Origin of the sequence: Pseudomonas sp. LFM046 (assembly GCF_000949385.2) — a bacterium.
Taxonomy (GTDB): domain Bacteria; phylum Pseudomonadota; class Gammaproteobacteria; order Pseudomonadales; family Pseudomonadaceae; genus Metapseudomonas.
Window position 1 is genome coordinate 3978281 of record NZ_JYKO02000001.1, and the last position, 22708, is coordinate 4000988.

The 22708-nt window shown below is 65.7% G+C and carries 24 protein-coding genes and 1 pseudogene; 9 read left to right on the forward strand and 16 right to left on the reverse strand.

What is annotated here, in order from left to right; translation table 11 throughout:
- Positions 1-58 precede the first annotated feature (58 nt).
- Complete coding sequence (locus TQ98_RS18375) at positions 59-394, forward strand: tRNA-binding protein (protein WP_044870342.1); 336 nt, start codon at positions 59-61, stop codon at positions 392-394.
- Positions 391-1275 (forward strand): DMT family transporter, encoded by an 885-nt coding sequence (locus TQ98_RS18380; RefSeq protein ID WP_044870343.1) that lies wholly within the window; start codon positions 391-393, stop codon positions 1273-1275. The genes TQ98_RS18375 and TQ98_RS18380 overlap by 4 nt, the downstream gene beginning before the upstream one ends.
- A gap of 64 nt (positions 1276-1339) precedes the next feature.
- On the opposite strand, the gene TQ98_RS18385 is transcribed toward TQ98_RS18380, so the two are convergent.
- Entirely contained in the window at positions 1340-1624 is a 285-nt protein-coding gene (locus tag TQ98_RS18385) for a SelT/SelW/SelH family protein (RefSeq protein WP_044870344.1), read from the reverse strand.
- A gap of 73 nt (positions 1625-1697) precedes the next feature.
- Between TQ98_RS18385 and TQ98_RS18390 the strand changes: the two genes are divergently transcribed.
- Positions 1698-3878, forward strand: coding sequence for a patatin-like phospholipase family protein (locus TQ98_RS18390; protein ID WP_044870345.1), 2181 nt, complete (start codon positions 1698-1700; stop codon positions 3876-3878).
- A gap of 151 nt (positions 3879-4029) precedes the next feature.
- Positions 4030-5028, forward strand: a complete 999-nt coding sequence (locus tag TQ98_RS18395) for a sulfate ABC transporter substrate-binding protein (RefSeq protein WP_044870346.1) — start codon at positions 4030-4032, stop codon at positions 5026-5028.
- 18 nt (positions 5029-5046) lie between these two features.
- On the opposite strand, the gene TQ98_RS18400 is transcribed toward TQ98_RS18395, so the two are convergent.
- Positions 5047-6147: a P1 family peptidase gene (locus TQ98_RS18400; protein ID WP_044870347.1), complete on the reverse strand. Its 1101-nt coding sequence runs from the start codon at positions 6145-6147 to the stop codon at positions 5047-5049.
- Between the two features lie 15 nt (positions 6148-6162).
- Positions 6163-7518: an APC family permease gene (locus TQ98_RS18405; RefSeq protein WP_044870348.1), complete on the reverse strand. Its 1356-nt coding sequence runs from the start codon at positions 7516-7518 to the stop codon at positions 6163-6165.
- A 195-nt stretch (positions 7519-7713) separates the two neighbouring features.
- Between TQ98_RS18405 and TQ98_RS18410 the strand changes: the two genes are divergently transcribed.
- Positions 7714-8517, forward strand: a complete 804-nt coding sequence (locus tag TQ98_RS18410) for a helix-turn-helix transcriptional regulator (protein ID WP_044870349.1) — start codon at positions 7714-7716, stop codon at positions 8515-8517.
- 40 nt (positions 8518-8557) lie between these two features.
- Here TQ98_RS18410 and TQ98_RS18415 read toward each other — a convergent pair.
- Positions 8558-8746: pseudogene (locus tag TQ98_RS18415) on the reverse strand (hypothetical protein); the annotation flags it as partial.
- Between the two features lie 268 nt (positions 8747-9014).
- Between TQ98_RS18415 and TQ98_RS18420 the strand changes: the two are divergent.
- A complete protein-coding gene (locus TQ98_RS18420; RefSeq protein ID WP_044870351.1) occupies positions 9015-9665 on the forward strand; it encodes a hypothetical protein in 651 nt (216 codons plus the stop codon).
- Between the two features lie 33 nt (positions 9666-9698).
- Here the strand turns inward: TQ98_RS18420 and TQ98_RS18425 are convergent, their stop codons facing one another.
- The 11 genes from TQ98_RS18425 to ccmA all read right to left on the reverse strand — a co-directional run bounded on the left by TQ98_RS18425 (position 9699) and on the right by ccmA (position 17769).
- The gene (locus TQ98_RS18425) at positions 9699-10253 is read right to left on the reverse strand and encodes a DUF4124 domain-containing protein (RefSeq protein WP_044870352.1); all 555 of its coding nucleotides are present in this window, start codon (positions 10251-10253) and stop codon (positions 9699-9701) included.
- A gap of 177 nt (positions 10254-10430) precedes the next feature.
- Positions 10431-10877, reverse strand: a complete 447-nt coding sequence (locus TQ98_RS18430) for a hypothetical protein (RefSeq protein ID WP_052659131.1) — start codon at positions 10875-10877, stop codon at positions 10431-10433.
- Positions 10874-12085 (reverse strand): c-type cytochrome biogenesis protein CcmI, encoded by a 1212-nt coding sequence (ccmI, locus tag TQ98_RS18435; protein ID WP_044870353.1) that lies wholly within the window; start codon positions 12083-12085, stop codon positions 10874-10876. Before ccmI ends, TQ98_RS18430 begins: the two co-directional genes overlap by 4 nt.
- Positions 12082-12570, reverse strand: coding sequence for a cytochrome c-type biogenesis protein (locus tag TQ98_RS18440; RefSeq protein ID WP_044870354.1), 489 nt, complete (start codon positions 12568-12570; stop codon positions 12082-12084). Before TQ98_RS18440 ends, ccmI begins: the two co-directional genes overlap by 4 nt.
- A complete protein-coding gene (locus TQ98_RS18445; RefSeq protein WP_044870355.1) occupies positions 12567-13103 on the reverse strand; it encodes a DsbE family thiol:disulfide interchange protein in 537 nt (178 codons plus the stop codon). Before TQ98_RS18445 ends, TQ98_RS18440 begins: the two co-directional genes overlap by 4 nt.
- On the reverse strand, positions 13100-15073 hold the full coding sequence (locus TQ98_RS18450) for a heme lyase CcmF/NrfE family subunit (RefSeq protein WP_044870356.1): 1974 nt from the start codon (positions 15071-15073) through the stop codon (positions 13100-13102). Before TQ98_RS18450 ends, TQ98_RS18445 begins: the two co-directional genes overlap by 4 nt.
- 4 nt (positions 15074-15077) lie before the next feature.
- The gene (ccmE, locus tag TQ98_RS18455) at positions 15078-15524 is read right to left on the reverse strand and encodes a cytochrome c maturation protein CcmE (protein WP_044870357.1); all 447 of its coding nucleotides are present in this window, start codon (positions 15522-15524) and stop codon (positions 15078-15080) included.
- The gene (gene ccmD, locus TQ98_RS18460; RefSeq protein ID WP_044870358.1) at positions 15521-15697 is read right to left on the reverse strand and encodes a heme exporter protein CcmD; all 177 of its coding nucleotides are present in this window, start codon (positions 15695-15697) and stop codon (positions 15521-15523) included. Before ccmD ends, ccmE begins: the two co-directional genes overlap by 4 nt.
- Positions 15697-16452 (reverse strand): heme ABC transporter permease, encoded by a 756-nt coding sequence (locus tag TQ98_RS18465; RefSeq protein ID WP_177410223.1) that lies wholly within the window; start codon positions 16450-16452, stop codon positions 15697-15699. The genes ccmD and TQ98_RS18465 overlap by 1 nt, the downstream gene beginning before the upstream one ends.
- A 13-nt stretch (positions 16453-16465) precedes the next feature.
- Positions 16466-17137, reverse strand: coding sequence for a heme exporter protein CcmB (ccmB, locus tag TQ98_RS18470; RefSeq protein WP_044870360.1), 672 nt, complete (start codon positions 17135-17137; stop codon positions 16466-16468).
- Positions 17134-17769, reverse strand: a complete 636-nt coding sequence (gene ccmA, locus TQ98_RS18475) for a cytochrome c biogenesis heme-transporting ATPase CcmA (RefSeq protein WP_044870361.1) — start codon at positions 17767-17769, stop codon at positions 17134-17136. The genes ccmB and ccmA overlap by 4 nt, the downstream gene beginning before the upstream one ends.
- A 151-nt stretch (positions 17770-17920) precedes the next feature.
- Here ccmA and TQ98_RS18480 point away from each other — a divergent pair, with 151 nt between their 5' ends.
- Entirely contained in the window at positions 17921-19459 is a 1539-nt protein-coding gene (locus TQ98_RS18480; protein ID WP_044870362.1) for a flagellar hook-length control protein FliK, read from the forward strand.
- Positions 19456-19785, forward strand: a complete 330-nt coding sequence (locus TQ98_RS18485; RefSeq protein WP_044870363.1) for an EscU/YscU/HrcU family type III secretion system export apparatus switch protein — start codon at positions 19456-19458, stop codon at positions 19783-19785. Before TQ98_RS18480 ends, TQ98_RS18485 begins: the two co-directional genes overlap by 4 nt.
- Here TQ98_RS18485 and TQ98_RS18490 read toward each other — a convergent pair.
- Positions 19766-20203, reverse strand: coding sequence for a rhodanese-like domain-containing protein (locus tag TQ98_RS18490; protein WP_044870364.1), 438 nt, complete (start codon positions 20201-20203; stop codon positions 19766-19768). The genes TQ98_RS18485 and TQ98_RS18490 overlap by 20 nt on opposite strands.
- A 394-nt stretch (positions 20204-20597) precedes the next feature.
- On the opposite strand from TQ98_RS18490, the gene TQ98_RS18495 reads away from it, so the two are divergent.
- A complete protein-coding gene (locus TQ98_RS18495; protein ID WP_197708601.1) occupies positions 20598-22673 on the forward strand; it encodes a hypothetical protein in 2076 nt (691 codons plus the stop codon).
- The last annotated feature ends 35 nt before the right edge of the window (positions 22674-22708 follow it).

Consider the following 22708-nt stretch of genomic DNA (forward strand, 5'->3'; position numbering starts at 1 on the left):
GACAGACAAGGCCGTTCGACGCCACTAGACTGGAGCGACCTTTTTCAGGGAGATCTCCATGTCCACCATCGAATGGAACGACTTCGAGCGCGTCGAACTGCGCGTCGGCACCATCCTGTCCGCCGCCCCCAATGCCAAGGCGATCAAGCCTGCCTATGTGCTGGAAGTGGACCTGGGCGAACTCGGGGTGAAGACCTCCAGCGCGCAGATCACCGCCCATTACCAGGCCGATGACCTGGTGGGCCGGCAGGTGCTCTGCGTCTGCAACTTCGCGCCCAAGCGCATCGCCGGCATCCGCTCGGAGGTCCTGGTCACCGGCGTCCATGACGAAGAGAACAAGGTGGTACTGGCCGGTTTCGACAAGCCGCTGCCCAACGGGGCGCGCCTGGCATGAAGGAACGCAATGCGCTGCTCGCCATTCACCTGGGCGCCCTGCTGTTCGGGCTTTCGGGCATCTTCGGCAAGCTCGCCAATACCGCGCCCATGGTCATCACCTTCGGCCGCGGCCTGTTTGCCGTGATGGCGCTAGCGCTCTTCGCCCAGCTCATCACCCGCAGTCGCAGCCCAAACCCGAACCTTCGCCAACTGGGCATGCTGGCCCTGGGCGGGGTGCTGCTGGGCACGCACTGGATCACGTTCTTCCACGCGGTGCAGGTGGCCGGCGTGGCCATCGCCACCCTCGGCTTCGCCAGCTTCCCGGCCTTCACCCTGTTGCTGGAGGGGCTGCTGTTCCGCGAACGCATCCGGACTCAGGAAATCTTCATCGTCGCCCTGGTGAGCCTGGGTCTGGTGCTGGTGACACCGAGTTTCGACTGGGGCAGCGCAGCCACCCAGGGGCTGCTCTCGGCCATCCTCTCCGGCCTGCTGTTCTCCCTGCTGTCGCTGCTCAACCGCGTCAGCGTGAAGGGGTTGGACCCGGTGAAGGCCGCGCTGTGCCAGAACCTCACCATCGTGCTCTGCCTCGCCCCCTTCAACTGGCCGCTGCTGCACGAGGTGAAAGCCATGGACTGGTTCTGGATCGCCCTGCTCGGGGTGTTCTGCACCGGCCTCGCTCACAGCCTGTTCGTCGCCAGCCTGAAGGTGCTGAAAGCGCGGACCACGGCGGTGATCTTCGCACTGGAACCGGTCTACGGCATCGCGTTCGCCTGGTGGCTGTTCGACGAAGAACCCGGCCTGCGCATGCTGGCGGGGGGCGCGCTGATCATCTTTGCCATCGCCCTGTCAGCGCGAAAGGGTGCGCCGGCCGAGACCAAGGCGGCGCCAGCGACACCGTGACACCCCTGTAGGGGCGAATTCATTCGCCAAGGGCCGCGCAGCGGCCCCTGACGACTGATGGGTATCAGGAACGGTCGTTGTGGCCCAGATCCCGCGCCGGGTCGATCTGGTCGCGGACCCGCTGCTTCAGCACCTTGGCCTCGGGGAAACCACCGTCGGCCTTGCGCTCCCAGATCTGCACGCCATCGCAGGTGATGCGGAACACGCCGCCGGTTCCCGGCTCCAGGCTGACCTTGCCGAGGTCGTCACTGAAGGTGCTGAGCAGTTCCTGAGCCAGCCAGGCAGCGCGCAGCAGCCATTGGCACTGGGTGCAGTAGGTGATGACGATTTCGGGTTTGGCTGACGGCATGGCGGGGCTCGGTGAAAGGGTTGGGCGCCCTATAATAGCCGGCTTCCGCCCTCCGCCTGACCAGGGATGCGTTATGCGCCGCGTTCTGCTTTGCCTGCTGTTCCTCCCCCTCCTCTGCCTTGCGCAGGACGAACCCCGAGTCGGCCTGGTGCTCTCCGGTGGCGCCGCTCGCGGGCTGGCTCATATCGGCGTGCTCAAGGCCTTGGAGGAACAGGGCATCAAGGTCGACGCCGTCGCCGGCACCAGCATGGGTGCGGTCATCGGCGGGCTCTACGCCGCGGGCTACCAGGTGGACGAACTGGAAAAGCTGGCCACCCATCTCGACTGGAAGCAGGCCCTGTCGGATGACCCGCCGCGACCGGAAGTCCCCTTCCGCCGCAAGCAGGACGACCGTGATTTCCTGATCAAGCAACGCCTCAGCTTTCGCGACGATGGCAGCCTCGGCCTGCCCCTCGGGGTGATCCAGGGCCAGAACCTCGCCCTGCTGCTGGAAAGCCTGCTGGTGCACACCAGCGACACCCGCGACTTCGACCGCCTGGCCATCCCCTTCCGCGCGGTCGCCACCGATATCGCCACCGGCGAGAAGGTGGTGTTCCGCCGTGGCCACCTGCCCCAGGCGATCCGCGCCAGCATGTCCATTCCCGCCGTGTTCGCCCCGGTGGAGGTGAACGGCCGGCTGCTGGTGGATGGCGGCATGGTGGACAACATCCCGGTGGACGTGGCGCGGGAGATGGGCGTGGATCGCGTGATCGTCGTCGACATCGGCACGCCGCTGCGCTCACGCAAGGAACTGGGCACGGTGGTGGACGTGCTCAACCAGTCCGTGACCCTGATGACCCGCACCAACTCCGAAGCCCAACTGGCCACCCTGAAACCCACCGACGTGCTGATCCAGCCACCGCTGGCGGGCTACAGCGCCACGGACTTCGGCCGCGCCAGCGACATGATCGACGCCGGCTACCGTGCCACCCAGATCCTCGCCGGCCGCCTGGCCGAACTGCGTCCGCTGGCCGCCAATCATGACCAGACCCTGGTCAACGCGCGCCTGCCCAGCGAACGCACCCCGGTGATCCGCAGCATCCTCATCGAGAACGATTCGAAGATCAGCGATGCCGTGATCCGCCACTACATCCGCCAACCCCTGGGCCAGCGGCTGGACCTTGAGCGCCTGCAGAGCGACATGAGCACCCTGTACGGGCTCGACTACTTCGAGCAGGTGCATTACCGGGTGGTCAAGCGCAAGGATGGCAACGCCCTGGTGATCAACGCCCGTGGCAAGCGAGCCGGCACCGACTACCTGCGCCTGGGCCTTAACCTCTCCGACGACATGCGCGGCGACAGCGCCTACAACCTGGGCGCCAGCTACCGCAAGAACGGCATCAACGAGCTGGGCGCCGAATGGCTCACGCGCGTGCAGCTGGGGGACCATCAGGAGCTGTACAGCGAGTTCTACCAGCCCCTGGACGCCGGCTCGCGCTACTTCGTCGCCCCTTACCTGTTCGGCGAAGCGCAGAACGTCGAGGCCATCCAGGACAACGACCCCATCGCCGAATACCGCCTGGAACGCTACGGCTACGGCCTCAACCTGGGCCGGCAGATCGCCAACAACGGTGAGATCCGCTTTGGCGTCGGCCAGGCCTGGGGCCAGGCGGACGTGCGGGTGGGCGAGCGCGACCTGCCCAGTTTCGACTTCAGCGAGGGCTACTACGAGCTGAAGTACTCCTTCGACACCCTGGACAACGTGGACTACCCCCACGAGGGCGAGGACATCGGCCTGACCCTGCGCCAGTACGACCCCGACCTGGGCTCGGACGACCGCTACCGGCAATGGCAGCTGGCCCTCGACAAGGCGCTGACCTCGGGTCCGGACACCTTCGTTCTTGGCGGCCGCTACGGGCGTACCCTGGACCACGCCGAGGTGGTCACTTCCAGCTTCCTGCTCGGCGGTGCGCGCCAACTTTCGGGCTTCCGCCAGGACTCCCTATCCGGGCAGAACATCAGCCTGGCCCGGGCGGTCTACTACCACCGCCTGACCCGCCGATCCTTCCTGCCCCTGGACCTCCCGGTCTACCTGGGCAGCAGCCTGGAGCGCGGGCGCGCCTGGAACAACGACGACAGCTTCGACAGCGGCTACATCAACGCCGCCAGCGTGTTCATCGGCTTCGATACGCCCCTGGGGCCGCTGGACTTCAGCTACGGCCTCAACGACGAAGCCGAGCGGGCGCTTTACCTGAACCTCGGCCGCGTCTTCTGATGATGTGCAGCCCCGTAGGATGGCGTAGAGCGGAGCGAAACCCATCAGCCATTCGAAGCAGGCGGAAATAACCAAATGAATTTTAAGTATTAAAAAGACATATAGCGGTCCGCTATAGTCGAGCGCTCAATTCACCCAGAAGGAACGCCCCGTGAAACGACTGTTCTCCGCCTCCCTCCTTGCCGCCGGCCTGGCACTGGCCAGCGCCGCCCAGGCCGCGCCTACCCTGCTCAACGTTTCCTACGACGTGATGCGCGACTTCTACAAGGATTACAACGCTGCCTTCCAGAAGCACTGGAAGGAAGAAAAGGGCGAGAACATCACCCTGCAGATGTCCCACGGTGGCTCCAGCAAACAGGCGCGCGCCGTGATCGACGGTCTGCCAGCCGACGTCATCACCATGAACCAGGCGACCGACATCAACGCCCTCGCCGACAACGGCGGTCTGGTACCGCAGAACTGGGCCAGCCGCCTGCCGAACAACAGCGCGCCCTTCACCTCCGCCACCGTGTTCATCGTGCGCAAGGGCAACCCCAAGGGCCTGAAGGACTGGCCGGACCTGCTCAAGGACGGCGTGCAGGTGGTGGTGCCCAACCCCAAGACCTCGGGCAACGGCCGCTACACCTACCTGTCCGCCTGGGGCTACGTGCTGAAGAACGGCGGTGACGAGAACAAGGCCAAGGAATTCGTCGGCAAGCTGTTCAAGCAGGCGCCAGTGCTGGACACCGGCGGCCGCGCGGCCACCACCACCTTCATCCAGAACCAGATCGGCGACGTGCTGGTGACCTTCGAGAACGAAGCGGAAATGATCGCCCGCGAATTCGGCCGTGGCGGCTTCGAGGTGGTCTACCCCAGCGTTTCCGCCGAGGCCGAACCGCCGGTGACCGTGGTCGACAAGGTGGTGGACAAGAAGGGCACCCGCGAGGCGGCCGAGGCCTACCTCAAGTACCTGTGGAGCGACGAAGGCCAGACCATCGCCGCCAACAACTACCTGCGCCCGCGCAACCCGGAAATCCTCGCCAAGTTCGCCGACCGCTTCCCCAAGGTGGAATTCCTCTCCGTGGAGAAGACCTTCGGTGACTGGCGTGAAGTGCAGAAGACCCACTTCAACGACGGGGGCATCTTCGACCAGGTCTACACCGCGCAGTGATCCCCCCGCCTGCCCGCATCAGCGGGCAGGCGTCCACCCCTGGGCCTTCAGGGCCGTCAGCAACACCTCGCCCTCCAGCGCCGGCACCCGCCGCCCATCCGCGCAGACCATTTCACGTCCGGCCAGCAGGGCATTGACGATGGCCTCCTCCACCGCCTCCGCCGCCGCCGCGAACAACAGCGAGATGTGGTCGTTGTTGACCATGGACAGCGGTGTGCTGAACGGCAGGTCCTTGCGGGCGTAGTCCGCTGGCGGCAGGTCCCGATTGCCGGTGGCGAAGGCGAGGAAGATATCGCCGCTGGAATCCTCCGTTCCCCCGCCGGTGCGGGCGATGCCGATGGACGCACGCTGGGCCAGTCGTTGGCACTGGTGCGGCAACAGGGGCGCATCGGTGGCGATGATCACCACGATGGAGCCCATGCCAGGGGTATCCCGCTCGGCGAAGGGCGACTCGATCTCCGTCAGCAAGCGCCCCACCGGGTAACCGTCTACCCGCAATTCGCGACGCACGCCGTGGTTGGCCTGCACCAGCGCACCGACGGTCCAGCCGCCCTGCTCGGCTGGCAGCCGCCGCGACGCCGTGCCGATACCGCCCTTGAACTCATGGCAGATCATCCCCGTGCCGCCGCCCACCGGGCCTTCGGCCACCGCTCCGGGGCGGGCATTGGCCAGCGCCTCCTTCACCTGGGCCGGGCCAACGTGCTGCCCCCAGATATCGTTCAGCAGGCCGTCGAAGGTCTCCATCACCACCGGCATGCACCAGTAGACCGAATCCCCCGCTTCGTCCCGCTCGGCGGCCACCAGGGCATCCCGCACGACGCCGACGCTGTGGGTATTGGTGATGGCCAGTGGCGTAGTCAGCAGGCCCGCCTCGCGAATCCACTCCAGACCCGTGGCATCCCCGTTGCCGTTAAGCACATGGCAGCCGGCGAAGCAGGGTTGCTGGCGGGCCGATCCCTCCCGTGGCTGCACCAGGGTCACGCCGGTACGCACCGGCTTGCCGCCGCGTTCCTCGATGAGGGTGCTGTGGCCCACACGGACTCCCGGCACATCGGTGATGGCGTTGAACTCGCCGGGCGTTCCAAGCCCGATGCTGATTCCCAATTGACGCGCGCGCATGTTGACTCCCATGGCTCAGAGTTTTTGAAAGGCCGGGCTGAACTTGCCGTAGGTGCAGTAGAGGATCACCGATACCGCCAGCAGCCCGAAGATGATCAAGAGGTCCTGGCTGGACGCCTCCAGCGCCAGGTTGAGCAGCAGATACCCCGCGCCCGTCGCCGCCGCCAGCGCCGGCACCGGCCAGAGCGGCATGCGGTAGCTGTGCTCGACGTCGCGCCGCAGCACGCGGCTGAACAGCGCGCAGAGGGCGACGATCAGGTAGACCAGCACGATCAGCAGCACGGTGAAGGACGTCAGTTCCTCCAGGTTGGAACTGAAGCTGAGCAGCGCCGAAGGGACCGCCATGGACAGCGTAGCCAGCCAGGGCGAGTCCCAGCGTGCGTGGATACGGGTGAAAGCGCGGTTCAGCGTGGGCATCCACAGCTCGTCGCGGCCGCTGCTGAAGATCACCCGTCCGCTCTGGATGACGATGGCGATGATGGCGTTGAACACCGAGAGGAAAATGCCGGCGGCGACCAGGCGCGACAGGGTTTCGTTACCCAGGCGAGTCAGTAGGTAGCCGATCGGGTCCGGGCTGGCGATCAGTTCGGCGAGCGAGGGCGCACCGATCAGGATCGCGGTCAGCGGGACCAACTCGATGGCCACCACCAGCAACAGCGACCAGAGCACTGCCCGAGGTACGCCACGGCCTCCGCACTTCATGTCCTCGGCCATCAGTACGGCGCCGCCGAAGCCGTTGTAGGAGAACAGCGCAGTGCCCACGGCGCCGAATACCAGGGTCAGGGACGCCGTGCCCAGCACGCCGTTTTCCACCACCTGCGGGTGCAGCAGCACGCTTGCCGGCTGGCTGGCATTGCCAAAGCCCAGAGCCACTATCACCAGCAGGGCCGCCACCTCCAGCAGCAGGCAGATGCCAGTAACCCAGGCATTGAGCTTGATGTTGAGAATTCCCAGGGTGTAGCTGGCGACTACGATCGCCAAGGCGACCGTCTGGCTATCCAGAGACGTACCCAGCGCCACGTTCAGGTAGGTGGCCGCCCCAGTGGCCAGTACCGGTGGGACGAACAGCAGCATGGCCATCACGGCGAAGAAGGTGGCATAGCCGGGCATGCCGCCGAACACGCGCTTGGCGTAGACGTACTCACCGCCTGCCGAGCAATGGGCGCGGCCCAGCTCCGCGTAGCACCAGGCGAACATCAGGCCCAGCACCGCAGCCAGGACGAAGGCGAGGAACGCACCGTTGCCCGCCTGCTGGATGGCGAACGGGGCGATGACGAAGACGGAACTGGCCGGGGTGACGGACGAGACGGTGATGGCGACCACATCAAAGGTGCCCAGGGTGGGTTTGAGCGATCCCGTGGAAGAGCCCATATCCTGATCCTCTTGCTTGTTATTGGATTGAGGCAGAAGCGAAGCGAAAACCCGCCGTCGCGGCGGGAAGGTGTTGTGGGGCGGATTCTGGGCGGGGATGGCAAGAGCGCCAATCACCCTATTGGAGTACGCCCCTTGACGGGGACGGGGCCGGATCGGCCAAGCTTGCGCACCAGCCACCCACGGGAGATGCGGATGGAAAGCCTGTTCCGGGAAGTCGGCCTGCACGCCGGTCTGGCCCGCACGGTCGAGCAGATCGGCAGCGACCGTTTCTGGAAGCAACTGATCCTGCTGCTTCGCCAGTGGTTGCCCTTCGATAACGCCCTGGCGGCGTTCTACCCGGAAGAAGGCGCGCCCCAGCCCCTGGAGGAATACGACGCCTCGCCCCAATCGGGTATCGAGGCCATGCCCATCTACCTGGACGGGCTCTATCTGCTGGACCCGTTCTACCAGGCCTGCCGGGAGGGCCTGCCCAGCGGCTTCTATCGCCTGGAGGAAATCGCTCCGGACCATTTCCTGCAGAGCGAGTACTACCTGAGCTACTTCCACGACAACGTGCTGGAAGACGAGGTGCAGTTCATCGTCCAACTGCCGGGTCAGGGCAGCCTGTCGCTGTCCCTGGGCATGCGCCGGCGCTTCAGTGCCGAAGAGTGTGGAATGCTGGCGATGCTGTCGGGCTGGGTCATGGCCCTGATGGGACAGCACTGGCAGCAGCGCAACCGTGCGCCCCTGCCGCCCCGCCAGGACGAAGTGGCGTCCCAGGTACGCGATGCCCTGAGCCAGTTCGGTGCGGGCGTCTTGTCGGAGCGGGAGCTGGAGATTGCCCGGCTGATCCTGCGGGGCTATTCCTCGAAGGCCATGGCTGAACGCCTGGCCATCTCACCTGAGACGGTGAAGGTGCACCGCCGGCACCTCTACGCCAAGCTGGATATCTCCTCCCAGCCTGAGCTCTTTTCCCTGTTCATCCAGGCCCTGGGGCACGACCCGCAGAACCCTTGAGCAGTACGGGGAGCGGTGGACGCCACTCCCCCAGGCAGAATCAGGACGCGATCTGCTGACGGCCTGCGCCATGATCGGAAACGATCCGCAGACGCCGCTGGCTGGCGCGGTTGACCAGCAGGCTCATGGCAACGTAACCGGCGACGATGAGCCGCGGATAAGCCACCAGCAGTTCCGCCAGGCCGTACTTCCACACCAGCGGACGGCCAACGCCGAGCATGGCGGCAAAGCCCCTGAATCCCGCGAAAACAGGCACTTTCGTACCACCTGGCGCATTGCCAACCGCGCCCGGATTACCGTTCATCCTGGCGAGCACAGAAAGGAACGAGCGTCACCATTTATTCTTTTGACATTAATAATTATTAACAAATAAGATCGCCAGCCGCATGACAATGATTCCCCGGTCAGGCTCCGCGCCCGTGGCCGAAAGTGCCGTCCTCCCCCGACGAAATCACGCGTTTCAGGGAGCGACAACTTCATAGAACAAGAGACAGAGCATGGAATTCTTTCACCTGGTCACCGCGTTGCTGAAGCAGGAAGCCACCCTCGAACTGGTGCGCCTGGGCGTCGTTTATATGCACCTGATCGCCTGCTGCGTGGCGGTCGGGCTGGTGCTCACCAGCGACCTCGCCATGGCTCGCCAGTTGCTGCGCGGCGATGATTCTTCCCACTGCGACAGCGCCCACCTCGAATCCCTGCAGCGCACCATCTCGATGGCCCTGCTGGTGCTCTGGATTTCCGGTTTCGCCATCATCGCCCTGGACATGTCCGTCAAGGGCTGGACCTACCTGCTCAATCCCAAGCTGCAGGCCAAGGTGCTGATTGTTTCGCTGCTGACATTGAATGGCGTGGTGCTGCACCGCGCGGTGATGCCAGCCCTGGCCCGCGCTGGGTCCCTGCTCGGCCTGGCGCCGGGCATGCGCACCCTGGCGCTGTTCGCCGGCACCGTCTCGGCGGTGTCCTGGTTCTATGCCGCCTTGCTGGGCGTTGGCCGGCCGCTGGCGTGGAAATACAGCCTGGCCGAGCTGATGGTGGCGTACCCGCTGCTGATCGTGGCGGGCTACGGTGCAATGCGACTGCTGGTGGCCCTGGCGCAGAAGCGCGGCAAGGCGGAAGCCTCCCCCTCTACCCTCCCCGACCGCCAGTAATTCCAACGCCGGGCGCTATGGCGCCCGGCCTGCTTATCGGAACGTCTCCGCCCAGTCGGCAAACTTCATGCACTGGCCAAAGGTCACCACATCGGGGGTATCGGCCAGGCAGTCGATGGAGTTCCGGCTTTTCTCGCTGGCCACGTACTCGCTGATGCATTCGCGCTCATTGCGCTTCAGGCCCTTGTAGAAGTCGTCCATCTCGTACATGGCCTTGTCCAGCTGGTTCTGCGTGATCTTCTGCTGCTTCACCGAATCGCGACCGCGCTTCTGAGTCTCGTTGATCAGCGACGGCATGCGGGTGATGGCGGTGGAACACTGCTGCATCCCCTTCTGCTGCAACTGGCCGGGGTTGAGCTTCGGCGCCTCCGCCGCGGCTTCGACTTCGGGAACGGACTCGGCCTGCTTTGCATGAACCGCGTCCATGCTATTGACGTGTAGATCCTGGGTTTCCACCACTCGGCTCTGGGGCGGTGGCGTGTCAGTGAACTGCAGCTTCCCGTTGGCATCGCGCCATTGATAGACCTGGGCGGAAACGGGTTGGACCAACAGCACGGCAAGGGCGGCGAGCGCGATACGGGGACGCATCCAAGACCTCCGAAATGGCGAAATGCCATCACAGTACCGAAGGTGATTTCGCGGAGCAACAGCGTCGATCAGGGGATGTGGCAGGCCTCTCGCATCGGGGCCTGCAGGAGCGTCCAGGTCTTGCAGGGGTGGATTCATTCGCGAAGCGGGCTCAAGGCCCGCCCCGTGATGGCTGAATCAGTGGAAGTGGCGCCCCAACCCGGCCGGAACGCCACTGGCGTCGGTGGGCGTCCAGGGTCCATGGGCACCGTTGGAGTAGCTCCAGCCGTTATCCCAGCGGTAGTACACACGCTCGCGATAGAAGATGTTGTCCTCACCTTCGAGCACATAGACACCGAGGCCGGTATCCCAGTAGCAGTTGCCACCCGGCGGCGGGGCGAAGCGCGGGTGGGCTTTCATCCGCGGCGCCGGCTTGGGCGGCTGGGGCTCGACCGGCGGCATGGGACGCTGCTGGGGCGCCGGGGCTTGCACGGTTGGCGCCTTGGGAGAAGGTCCCCGTTCGGGCTCGCCGGGCTCGACATAAGGCCCTTGGGCGACACAGCCACCAAGGGTCAGGAGAAGGCAGATCAGGGGCAGGCCGAAGCGGGTGTTCGGCGCTGCCGGGAGTGCGGTTTGGGTGGTCATTTCTTGTCCGGGCTGTCGATGGTCAGTCGTTGGGTATCCGACGTACCGGTAGACAGCGGCGAACTGCTTCCTATCCACTCGCCCGCAGTCGCATTGCCACTACGGGAGATCCGGGCGACCAATTGCACCTGGGGGAAGTTCGACAGCTTGAGCTGCGGCATCATGGCGTCCGCATCGCTCAGGCTGACTTCCACCGGCAGGTCAGCCACGGTCATGCGCTTGACCGCCAGTGGCATGGGCGGGCCGGAGGTGGCGCGGGCGAAGATGAACACGCTGTCGCCGGGCTGCACCTTGTCCTTCAGCGCTGCCGCCAGGTCCACGCGCACCTTCAGCTCCGCACCGGCCGGCGCCGGAGCCGCAGCAGGTTCCTCGACCGCCACACCGCTTTCCTTGAGCTTCTCGCGGGCCTTGTCGATACCACCCTGCAGGGCGCCACGGGACGGATCGTCGGCTGGCAGTTGGGCAATCAGGCGTTCCCAGTAGCGGATCGCGTCCTGGTAGCGGCCATCCTCGAAGCCGGCGATGCCCAGCAGGCCAAGGCTGGTGATCTCATTGGGATCGGCCTTCAGGGCCTCCTCCGTCAAAGCCTTCACTTCGTCAGTCAGCTTCTTCTGATTGGCGAAGTACAGCGCCTGGGCCCACTGACCCAGCAGTTCCGGCTCACGGCCGGCACGTTTGACGGCCTCGCCATAGGCACGGGCGGCATCGGCGGGGCGATCCTGAGCCATGTACGTGCGGCCGAGGAAGTACCAGCCTTCGGCGGACTCGGGCTGGGCCTCCACCACGCGTTCCAGGCGCGAGGTCATTTCCTCGATGGTACGGGGCTGCTGGCGCAGCTCACGGGCCAGCTCCACCTTGTCGCTGGCGCCCCAGTGCATGTAGAGGCCGAAGCCCAGCACCGGTGCCAGGAGGGCGGCCAGCACCGGCAAGGCCTTGCCCAGGCGGGAAACACGGCCGTTGTCGGCGCCTTCGGTGTCGGCCAGCAGTTCACGGGCAGCCTCGGCGCGGCCGTCCTCGTAATGCTCGGGGGTCAGGGTGCCGGCGGCACGCTGGGATTCCAGTTCGTCCAGCCGCTCCTGGTACAGGGCGACGTTGAGGGAGGTGCGGTCTTCCTCGGTCTGGGCCTTGCGGCCGCGCAGCACGGGAATCAGCAGGAACGCCAGGGCGACCAGCAGCAGCAGGCCGGCGGCAAGCCAGAAATCGATCATGAGTCTTTCTTGTCCTGGTTCTCGGAGTTCAGCAGTGCATCCAGGCGAGCCTGCTCATCCGCGGAGAGCATTACCTTGCCGGGGCTGTTCTCGACCCGGCGACGGCGCACGACGATGAGGCCGAGCACCACCAGGCCACCTACCAGCAGGCCGGCAGGGCCATACCAGAGCAGCACGGTGCGGGCATTCACCGGCGGCTTGTAGCGCACGAAGTCACCGTAGCGGGCTACCAGGAAGTCGACGATTTCCTGGTTGCTCTTGCCCTCTTCCAGCATCCGATGGATTTCCCGGCGCAGGTCCGTGGCGATGGGCGCATTGGAGTCGGCGATGTTCTGGTTCTGGCACTTCGGGCAGCGCAGCTCTTCGGTCAGGTTACGGAAGCGCTCGCGCTCGGCTTCGTCTTTGAACTCGTAAGTGTCGATGGCGGCATGGGCCACGCCAACAAGCGCGAGGCCCAGCAGGGCGGCGGCGATCAGGCGTTTCATTTGCCCTCCCCGTCCACCAGTGCCTGGTACAGCGGCGCCAGCTGTTCACGCCAGACGGTCTCATCGATCACGCCGACGAACTTGTGGCGGATGACGCCATCCTTGTCGATCAGGAAGGTTTCCGGCGCGCCATAGACGCCCAGGTCCAGGCCAAGGCTGCCCTGTTCGTCGCGGATATCGAGCAGATAAGGGTTGTGGAACTCGTTCAACCATTTCAACGCGGCGGCGTTGTCGTCCTTGTAGTTCACGCCGTAGATGGTCACGCCCATCTGCGACAGCTTGTTCAGCACCGGGTGTTCCACGCGGCAGGACACGCACCAAGTGCCCCAGACGTTGACCAGCGCCGGCTTGCCCTTGAGGTCGACCTCGGTGAGGGTACGCTCGCCGGTGACGTTGGGCAGGGAGAAGGCCGGGAACGGCTTGCCGATCAGGGCCGAGGGCAACTCGGCCGGATCGAGGAACAGGCCGCGATAGAGGAATACCGCGATGGCCAGGAAGCCCAGCAGGGGCAGGACCAGGATCAGACGCTTCATGCTTGGGCTCCAGCCATGCCCAGCGCCTCGCGGACGCGGGTCTTCACCTTCACCCGGTAGCGCCGGTCGAAGGCCGCCAGCAGGCCGCCGAGGCCCATCAGCAGGCCGCCGAACCAGATCCAGCGGACGAAGGGTTTCACATGCACACGCACCGCCCAGGCACCGTCGCCCAGGGGTTCGCCGAGGGCGACGTAGAGGTCGCGGGTGAAGCCGGCTTGGATACCGGCCTCGGTCATCATGGATTGCTGCACGGTGTACAGGCGCTTCTCCGGGTGCAGCACGGTGATCTGCTTGTCGCCGTCGAAGACGACCACGGTGCCCTTGTCGGAGGTGAAGTTCGGGCCTTCATGGTGTGCCGCCCCCTCGAAGAGGAAGCGGTAGCCGCCCAGCTCCACCGACTCGCCCGGCTGCAGCCGCAGGTCACGCTCGGCGTTGTACTGGCTGGAGAGCACCACGCCCAGGGCGCAGACGGCGATACCGGCGTGGGCCAGCTGCATGCCCCAGTAGCTGCGGGTCAGGCCGGCAGCACCCTTGAGCACGCCCTTGTGACGGGTCTTGTCGAGGAAGTCGCGGACGCCGGCCAAAACCACCCAGGAGGAGAGGAAGCCCACGGCCAGCACGGCCCAGTGGAAGTCGCCATAGACGAAGGCGGCCAGCACGCCGAACACCAGGCTGCCGATCAGCACCGGACCAAGCATGCCCAGCAGCCACTTCAACGGGGTGTCCTTCCAGCGCACCAGCACGCCGACCGCGAGCGCCAGCATCAGGACGCCCATCAGCGGCAGGAACAGGGCGTTGAAGTACGGCGGGCCCACCGACAGCTTGGCGCCGGAGAGCGCGTCCAGCACCAGCGGGTACAGGGTGCCCAGCAGGATCATGGAGGCTGCGACCACCAGCACCAGGTTGTTCGCCAGCAGCAGGGTCTCGCGGGACCAGAGGGCGAAGCCCACCTGGCTCTTCACCACGGGCGCGCGCACGGCGAACAGCGCCAGGGAGCCGCCCACCACCATCAACAGGAAGCCGAGAATGAATACGCCGCGCTCGGGGTCAGAAGCGAAGGCATGGACCGAGGTCAGCACGCCGGAACGGACCAGGAAGGTGCCCAGCAGGCTGAGGGAGAAGGCCGCAATGGCCAGCAGCACGGTCCAGCTCTTGAACACGCCGCGTTTCTCGGTCACCGCTAGGGAGTGGATCAGCGCCGTGCCCACCAGCCAGGGCATGAAGGAGGCGTTTTCCACCGGGTCCCAGAACCACCAGCCGCCCCAGCCCAGTTCGTAGTAGGCCCACCAGGAGCCCAGCACGATACCGACACTGAGGAAGGACCAGGCAATGATGGTCCACGGACGGGACCAGCGCGCCCAGGCGGCGTCCAGGCGGCCGCCCAGCAGCGCGGCAATGGCGAAGGCGAAGGCCACCGAGAAGCCCACATAGCCCATGTAGAGCATCGGCGGGTGGACGATCAGGCCGAAGTCCTGCAGCAGCGGGTTCAGGTCGTTACCGTCCGCTGGCATGTTCGGCAGCAGGCGGTTGAAGGGGTTGGACGTGACGATCAGGAACAGCAGGAAGCCGATGCTGATCATCCCCATCACGGCAAGCACGCGAGCCAGCATCACTTCCGGCAGTTGCCGGGAGAAGATCGACACGGCGAAGGTCCAGCCGCCGAGGATCAGCGCCCAGAGCAGCAGCGAACCCTCATGGGCGCCCCAGACGGCGCTGAACTTGTAGTACCAGGGCAGCGCGCTGTTGGAGTTGCTGGCGACGTAGGCGACGGAGAAGTCATCCGTCATGAAGGCGTAGGTGAGGCAGCCAAAGGCGAAGGCCAGGAAGGCGAACTGCCCCCAGGCGGCCGGTTGGGCCAGGCTCATCCACTGGCGATCACCGCGCCAGGCGCCGATCAGCGGCAGGCTCGCCTGCACTATCGCCATGCACAGGGCAAGAATCAGGGCCAGATGGCCGAGTTCGGGGATCATCGATTCAACCCTCTTTCTTGGGGAGCTGGCCGCTGTCCTTGAGGGCCTTGGTCACTTCCGGCGGCATGTATTTCTCGTCGTGCTTGGCCAGCACTTCGTCAGCCACCAGCACGCCATCGCCGTTGAGCTTGCCGAGGGCGACGATGCCCTGCCCTTCGCGGAACAGGTCCGGGAGGATGCCGTGGTAGCGGATGGTCACGCTCTTGGCGAAGTCGGTCACCACGAACTGCACGTCCAGGGAATCGCCCGAACGTTGCACCGAGCCCTTTTCCACCATGCCGCCGGCGCGGATGCGGGTGTCCTGCGGCGCCTCGCCATTGGCGATCTGGGTGGGGGTGTAGAACAGGTTGATGTTCTGTTGCAGCGCAGACAGCGCCAGCGCCACAGCGATCCCCACCCCCGCCAGGATGGCGGCGATGATGAACAGGCGCTTCTTGCGTACAGGATTCACTTCGACTCCTCCCGGCGCAGACGGCGCGCCTCGTCTTGCAGGTAACGCCGCCGCGCAATCAGCGGCATGGCGACGTTGATGACCAGTACCACCAGGCTGATGCCATAGGCGGTCCAGACATACAGGCCATGATCACCCATGGCGAGAAAATCGCTGAAGGAAGAAAAACTCATCAGACCTTACCCACTTGTGCCTGAATCTCGGCCTTGGCCCAGCTGCTGCGGGCCTCGCGCTTGAGCACTTCGAGGCGCATGCGCATCAGCACCACGGCACCGAAGAAGCAATAGAAGCCGAGCACCATGATCAGCAGCGGCACCCACATTTCCGCCGGCATGGCCGGCCTCTCGGTGATCTTGAACGTGGCCGGCTGGTGCAGGGTGTTCCACCACTCCACCGAGTATTTGATGATCGGGATATTGATGACCCCGACGATGGCCAGCACCGCGCAGGCCTTGGCGGCACTGTCACGATTGCTGATCGCCTGGCCCAGTGCAATCACACCGAAGTACAGGAAAAGGAGGATGAGCATCGACGTCAGTCGGGCATCCCACACCCACCAGGCACCCCAGGTGGGCTTGCCCCAGATGGCGCCGGTGAGCAGCGCCACGAAGGTCATCCAGGCGCCGATGGGCGCGGCGGCCTGCAGGGCGACGTCAGCCAGCTTCATCTTCCAGACCAGCCCGACGATGCCGCAGACCGCCAGCATGACGTAGCAGGACTGGGCCAGGAAGGCCGCCGGCACGTGGATATAGATGATGCGGAAGCTGTTGCCCTGCTGGTAGTCCGGCGGCGCGAAGGCCAGGCCCCAGACCAGGCCGACGGCGATCAGGATCACCGCGCCCCAGGCGAGCCAGGGCAGCCAGCGACCGCTGATTTCATAGAACCACTTGGGCGAGCCCAATTTGTGAAACCAAGTCCAATTCATCAGGGCAACTCTATTTTTATTCACCGACGCTGATGGTCAGGCCGGCGGCAATGGCAAAGGGTGTCAGGGTCACCGCCAGGGCGGTGAGGCTGGCCAGCCACAACAGGTGGCCAACAGCCGGCAGTCCTTGCAGGGCCGCCTGCAATGCCCCGCTGCCGAGGATCAGCACCGGGATGTACAGCGGCAGGATCAGCAGCGCCAGAAGCAGGCCGCCGCGCTTGAGGCCCACGGTCAGCGCGGCACCCACGGCGCCCAGCAGGCTCAGCACCGGAGTACCGAGCAGCAGCGAGGCCAGCAGCACCGGCAGGCAGCGCGCTGGCAGCCCGAGCATGAGTGCCAGCAGCGGTGCCAGCAGCACCAGGGCCAATCCGGAAAAAAGCCAGTGTGCCAGCACCTTGGCCAGGACCAGAAGCGGCAGGGGGTGCGGCGAAACGACCCACTGTTCCAGGGAGCCGTCCTCGAAATCGCTGCGGAAAAGCCCGTCCAGCGAGAGCAGGACGGCCAGCAACGCCGCGACCCAGACCAAACCAGGAGAAAGGCTTTGCAACAATTGGGTCTCGGGGCCCACCGCCAGGGGAAACAATGCGACCACTATGGCGAAGAACACCAGGGGATTGGCCAATTCCGCCGGACGGCGCACCAGCAGGCGGGCTTCACGGGCGACCAGCAGGGTAAACACATTGCTCATGGGCGGCGCTGCCCCAGGTCAAGTTCGCGATAGCCGGCAGGGACCTGGCCCATGCTGTGGTGAGTGGTGAAGACCACCAGGCCGCCGTGTTCGCAGTGGCGCGCCAGGTGCACTTCGAGTTGGGCAACGCCCTGCTTGTCGAGGGCGGTGAAGGGTTCGTCGAGGATCCACAGGGGCGGGGCGTCGAGGTACAGCCGTGCCAAGCCCACGCGGCGCTGCTGGCCGGCGGACAGGGTGTGGCAGGGAACGTCCTCGAAACCACGCAGCCCGACGGCATCCAGCGCCTGCCAGATGGCCTCGCGATTGGCGGGCTGGTGCAGGGCACAGAGCCAGCGCAGGTTTTCCTCGGCGGTCAGCAGACCCTTGATCCCGGCGGCGTGGCCGATCCACAGGAGGTTGCGCGCCAGTTCGCTGCGCTGGCTGGCCAGGGGCTTGCCGTTCAGGCGAACTTCGCCGGCGGTGGGCTGCATCAGGCCGCAGAGCAGGCGCAGCAGACTGGTCTTGCCGCTGCCATTGGGGCCGGCGACCTGGAGCATCTCGCCACGGGCCAGTTGCAGGTCCAGCCGCTCGAAAAGCAGACGCCAGTCCCGCTCGCAGGCGAGGGCCACGGTCTCGAGATAGGGACTGGTCAAGGCATGGATACCCGGGAAACGTTCAAGTCAGGAGGGTGCCGGCCGCTATACTGGAGAACTCCAAGGCTCGCGGCCGACCCGGACGGGGCGGCATTATACATGCCATATCCCGCCCCCGATGCGAGCTTTTTCGACAGGTTGTAACCCCTTAATGACCGAAATCAGCGCAACGCGCCCTCTTCCCCCCAGCCAGCCCGTCGCCCGCGCCGCCTCGAATGCCGCGGACCTCGCGCTCAAGCTGTTGCAGCCCCTGGACGGGCTGATGGCCGCCGGGGAAAGCGCCGAAGCTGAAGTCATCGCCCTGAAGGAGACGGCCCAGAGCTTCCAGCTGCTGCTCAAGCTGACCCTGGAAAACGGCAAGCAGACCACCGTGGAAGCCAGCAGCTCGCGTCCCCTGGCCCAGGGCAGCCTGCTGAACGTCACCGCCCTCTCGGAGACCCGCCTGGCCATGGCCCTGAAGGGGGGCGAACGAGCCCTCGGCAGCCTCGACCTGGACCTGCTGCCGGTAGGCACCCTGGTCCAGGGCAAAGTGGTATCCAGCGAACTGGCCGCCCAGGGCAAGGCCCAGGCGGCGGTCTACAAGGTGATGGTGAATGTCCTCAACACCCCGCTCGCGGGCAGCCAACTGAGCATCGAAAGCCCGCGACCACTGGCCGTCGGCAGCCTGCTCACCGCCCAGGTGCAAGGCAGCCAGATGCTCCAGTTCCTGCCCCTGGCGGCGCAGCTGGACCAGCTCGAACTCACCCAGCAACTGGCGGCGCAACAAGGCCGCCAGGGTTCCCTCGACGGACTGATCGGCGCGCTCCAGGCCGCCAGCCGGGAACACCTGCCGGAAAACCTGAAGATGGCCGTGGACAAGCTCCTCGGCGCGCTGCCCGATATCCGCCAGCTGGGCGACCCCAAACTCCTGGCTGCGGCCCTGGAAAACAGCGGCGCCCTGTTGGAATCACGGCTGCTGGCCGGACAGGCCGGCGCCCTGCCCCAGGACTTCAAGGCCAACCTGCTGCGCCTGATCGCCCAGTTGCTGCCGGCGCTGCCGACGCCCACCAGCCTGCCCACCACCGGCACCAGCAATACCATGGCCCAGGCCCTGCCCGCCTTCATCCGCAATGCCCTGGGTGCGCTCGGCCAGGCCAACACCCGCCAATTGGCTCTGAGCTTCCCCCTCCCCTCGCGCCTGGCCCAATCGGCGGAAGAGGAAGGCGACCTGGAAACCCTGCTCAAGCTGGCCGCCGCCGCCGTCTCCCGACTCCAGACGCACCAGCTTTCCAGTCTCGCCCAGACCCAGATGACGCCGGAAGGCAACCTGGTGACCACCTGGCAGCTTGAAGTGCCCATGCGGAACCAGCAGGACATCGTGCCGCTGCAGATCAAACTGCAGCAGGAGCAGGACGGTCGCCAGCAGAAGAACGAGCAGAAGGAAAGCCTCTGGCGCATCGAATTGGCTTTCGACCTGGACCCCCTCGGTCCCTTGCAGGTCCAGGCGCAACTGGCGCAGGGCAGCCTGTCCAGCCAGCTCTGGGCGGAACGTGCCGACACTGCCGGGCTGATCGATCGCGAACTGCCGCACCTGCGGGACCGCCTGCTGGCCGCCGGCCTCAACGTGGGCGAGCTGGCCTGCCGCCAGGGTCGACCGCCTCAGGGGCAACGAACCACGCTCGAACAACGCTGGGTGGACGAGACCGCATGAGCAAGAAACCGCGCCAGGCCATCGCCCTCTCCTACGACGGTGTCAGCGCCCCCAACCTGACCGCCAAGGGCGACGACGAGCTGGCCGAAGCCATCCTCGCCATCGCTCGCGAGTACGAAGTGCCGATCTACGAAAACGCGGAATTGGTACGCCTGCTCGCGCGGCTGGAATTGGGCGACGCCATCCCCGAGGCGCTCTACCGCACCATCGCCGAAATCATCGCCTTTGCCTGGTACCTGAAAGGCAAGTCCCCGGTGGGCTTCGATCCCGACGCCCAGCGCGACGTCACCCAGCCCCTGCCGCTACTCAGCGGCCCGGCCGATTGAACACCAGGCGCTCTCCCGCCAGACCTTTGCCCTGCGGGAAGTCGAGCAATTGCCAGGCGAAATAGCCTTCGCGGAAATAGAACACCTGACTGTAGCCCCAGCTCACCGCCATCCTCACCGCCTCGGCACCGTGGGGGCAGACCTCGCTATCGCAGTAGATCACCAGCGGCACATTGCGCGGCCATCGTGAATCGGCCAGGTCTTCGAAGCGGCTGAGCAGGTCGAGATGGAGAGCACCGTGGATGTGGCCCCAGGTCCATTCGCGGGTGGGCCGCACATCGATGAAAACCGCCCCACGCTCATACAGGTAACGGGCCTGCAGCACGTTGACGGTCATCGCTCCCTCCACCTCCATGGGGGCTTCCTGGGCATGCAGCACTTGCACCAGGCAGAAAAACAGAAGTGGCAGGAAACGCATCGCCGGACCTCCCCGGAGAGAAGCCCCGGAATTTCAGCTTAGGCCAGGATGGAGGGGTCGAGATGGAACACTTGGGGACACCCTTTGTGCGGTTAAGAACGGTCCGCTCTAAGCCCTCCCCTTGTTCCTCCGCAAATGCTGGAACCCACGTACCAAGCGGCCTCCAGACGATGAGCGGCGTTTTACAGGTGGCTTTGGCGACCCATACTTCTGGGCGTCATGCGGTGCTCGCTGTGCATGACGCCACCTCAACCAAGGAGACAACACCAGGGGCACCGTACCGGAGTAGTGAAGTGGCTCGCGCGGAGGTTGGATTTCACGGGCAAGGTACGCCCCTTGTTGAATAGGAGTGTTCAACGTGTCCAACCTGCCGGAAAATTTCAGCGTTCCCCCCATGCCTGACCTCATCCTCCCGACCCAGGAAGACGGTCCGACCCCCACCGCAATCAACCCCAATCTGCCCCTCCCCATCCCGGGCCGCATCACCCTGCCACCAATCCGCAGCGTCCGCGCCGGCTGCTGGCTGCTGAACTACAAGCCCAGCGGCGCGCCCCTGGTGTCCTATGACGGGACCCTGCGGGTGGAGAGCCACAGCGACGGTCGCACCGCGAGCGGCGACCTCTACCAGCGGCCGGTGATCTTCCTGCCGATCCCCATTGCCTCGCCCCTCCCCGCGCTACAGGGCGAACCGCGCATCATCCAGGGCCTGCCGCTCAAGCCGATCCTGCTGGCCGGTCCCAACCCCGCCTCGGGCATCCCGATCCTGGCGCGCTCGCGCTACCGCTATTACATCCGGGTCACCGCGCTGCCGGAGTACTTCTATCTCGGCAACAGCTTCGGCCTGAGCTTCGAGCTCTACCGTTACACCGCACCCAACAGCTGGGCCCTGGAGTCCACCCTCACGGCGCAGATGACGCGGTTGACCGCGCCGGCCGGCTACCCCTCGCCGTCGGACTACGCCGAGGGCGATGTGAAGAACGCCGCCAACACCGTAGTGGGTCGCCTGACCATGGGCTGGCTCTCCAGCTACTTCCGTCGCTGCACGATCGAGATCGACACGGTGTCCGGCTCGGAGCAGCCAACCAATAGCGGCGCGGGGCACACCTGGGCGACGGTGATGGACGCCGTGGGCTGGCAGACCGCGGTGAACCTCAGCGACACCAACGTCGCCGAGCCATCCGGCAATTCCTGGTCCGACGCCGAGATGCACGCGGCGATGCTGGCCAGGCGCGCGGTGGTCAACCTCGACAACGAATGGCGCTATCACATCCTCGCCGTGAAGAACATCGACTCCACACCACGAGGCATCATGTATGACGCCGCCGGCACGGACTCCAACAACGTGCCCCGCGAAGGTCTCGGCATCGCCTCCCACTGGACCATCGCAGCGGGTTGGGGAACCGTCAGCGGCCAGCGCTTCGGCACCGCCGCAGCGCCCTACTTCCGCACGGCGGTGCATGAACTCGGGCACGCCATGGGCCTGTACCACAACTTCGCCGACCACGGCTTCATGTGCACCAGTGACGTGATCGCCGCCGCCGGAACGCCCGCCACGCCGTTCCCGAGCAACATCCAGTGGTCCTTCAACCCGGACAACCTCAAGCAGCTGCGCCACTACCCGGACCCGTTCGTGCGGCCGGGTTCGGTGGCCTTTGGTGGCGCCTCCACCAGTACCCCGGCGATCACGCCGACCGACCTGGAAGCGGAAGTCTTCGGCCTGGCCGTGGAGATCACCCCGCTGCTGGGCGAAGTGCCCCTGGGCGCGCCGGTGCGCGTTGGGGTGGCCCTGGTCAACCAGAGTGACCAGCCCGTCCGGGTACCGGCGACCCTGAGCCTGAAGAGCGACTTCGTCAGCGGCAGCGTCACCGACCCGGCCGGCACCGTGCGCAGCTTCCGCACCGTGGTCCACTGCATCGAAGATCATCCGTTCCGCGTCCTGCAGCCCGGCGAACGGCTGGAAGACTCGATGACCCTGCTGCGCGGGGCCGAAGGCGCGCTGTTTGGCGTTCCCGGCATCCATGACGTCCGGGTCGAGGTGCACTGGGAAATCGAAGGCATGGTCGCCCACGCCGCCGGCAGCGCCACGGTGATGGTCACCGCCGCAGTGGACGCCCGCCACGCCGAAGCCGCCCACAAGGTGCTCACCACCCCCGACCTGCACCTGGTGCTGGCCATCGGCGGCGATCACCTCAACGAGGGCCTCGACGCCCTGGAGGCGGCCCTCGACTCGTCGGTGCTCAAGCCGCACTTCGCCGCCATCGCGGCCAAACGCCTGGCTCGCCGCTTCATCAAGCGCAAGCCCGACGTCAAGGCAGCCACCGCCCTGCTGGAACACAACACCGTGATGAGCGATGCCGAACGCAACAGGCTCGCCGCGTTGATCGACGACGCCGGAGGTGCCGCAGCCAAGGACCTGGCCAAGGCACTCAAGGGCAAGTCGAAGTCGGCCACGCTGGTCCACTCCAGATAGTGCATTGAAGGAACGCGACGCGCCGGGTGGAGCCG

Coding starts and splice junctions, on each gene's coding strand:
- TQ98_RS18490 (WP_044870364.1), bottom strand. CDS start 20,203: ATGCGTTTCCTGCCACTTCTGTTTTTCTGCCTGGTGCAAGTGCTGCAT.
- TQ98_RS18495 (WP_197708601.1), top strand. CDS start 20,598: ATGCCTGACCTCATCCTCCCGACCCAGGAAGACGGTCCGACCCCCACC.
- TQ98_RS18445 (WP_044870355.1), bottom strand. CDS start 13,103: ATGAAGCGTCTGATCCTGGTCCTGCCCCTGCTGGGCTTCCTGGCCATC.
- TQ98_RS18440 (WP_044870354.1), bottom strand. CDS start 12,570: ATGAAACGCCTGATCGCCGCCGCCCTGCTGGGCCTCGCGCTTGTTGGC.
- ccmI (WP_044870353.1), bottom strand. CDS start 12,085: ATGATCGATTTCTGGCTTGCCGCCGGCCTGCTGCTGCTGGTCGCCCTG.
- TQ98_RS18450 (WP_044870356.1), bottom strand. CDS start 15,073: ATGATCCCCGAACTCGGCCATCTGGCCCTGATTCTTGCCCTGTGCATG.
- TQ98_RS18480 (WP_044870362.1), top strand. CDS start 17,921: ATGACCGAAATCAGCGCAACGCGCCCTCTTCCCCCCAGCCAGCCCGTC.
- TQ98_RS18375 (WP_044870342.1), top strand. CDS start 59: ATGTCCACCATCGAATGGAACGACTTCGAGCGCGTCGAACTGCGCGTC.
- TQ98_RS18485 (WP_044870363.1), top strand. CDS start 19,456: ATGAGCAAGAAACCGCGCCAGGCCATCGCCCTCTCCTACGACGGTGTC.
- TQ98_RS18405 (WP_044870348.1), bottom strand. CDS start 7,518: ATGGGCTCTTCCACGGGATCGCTCAAACCCACCCTGGGCACCTTTGAT.
- TQ98_RS18410 (WP_044870349.1), top strand. CDS start 7,714: ATGGAAAGCCTGTTCCGGGAAGTCGGCCTGCACGCCGGTCTGGCCCGC.
- TQ98_RS18380 (WP_044870343.1), top strand. CDS start 391: ATGAAGGAACGCAATGCGCTGCTCGCCATTCACCTGGGCGCCCTGCTG.
- TQ98_RS18385 (WP_044870344.1), bottom strand. CDS start 1,624: ATGCCGTCAGCCAAACCCGAAATCGTCATCACCTACTGCACCCAGTGC.
- ccmB (WP_044870360.1), bottom strand. CDS start 17,137: ATGAGCAATGTGTTTACCCTGCTGGTCGCCCGTGAAGCCCGCCTGCTG.
- TQ98_RS18390 (WP_044870345.1), top strand. CDS start 1,698: ATGCGCCGCGTTCTGCTTTGCCTGCTGTTCCTCCCCCTCCTCTGCCTT.
- ccmD (WP_044870358.1), bottom strand. CDS start 15,697: ATGAGTTTTTCTTCCTTCAGCGATTTTCTCGCCATGGGTGATCATGGC.
- TQ98_RS18425 (WP_044870352.1), bottom strand. CDS start 10,253: ATGCGTCCCCGTATCGCGCTCGCCGCCCTTGCCGTGCTGTTGGTCCAA.
- TQ98_RS18400 (WP_044870347.1), bottom strand. CDS start 6,147: ATGCGCGCGCGTCAATTGGGAATCAGCATCGGGCTTGGAACGCCCGGC.
- TQ98_RS18430 (WP_052659131.1), bottom strand. CDS start 10,877: ATGACCACCCAAACCGCACTCCCGGCAGCGCCGAACACCCGCTTCGGC.
- TQ98_RS18420 (WP_044870351.1), top strand. CDS start 9,015: ATGGAATTCTTTCACCTGGTCACCGCGTTGCTGAAGCAGGAAGCCACC.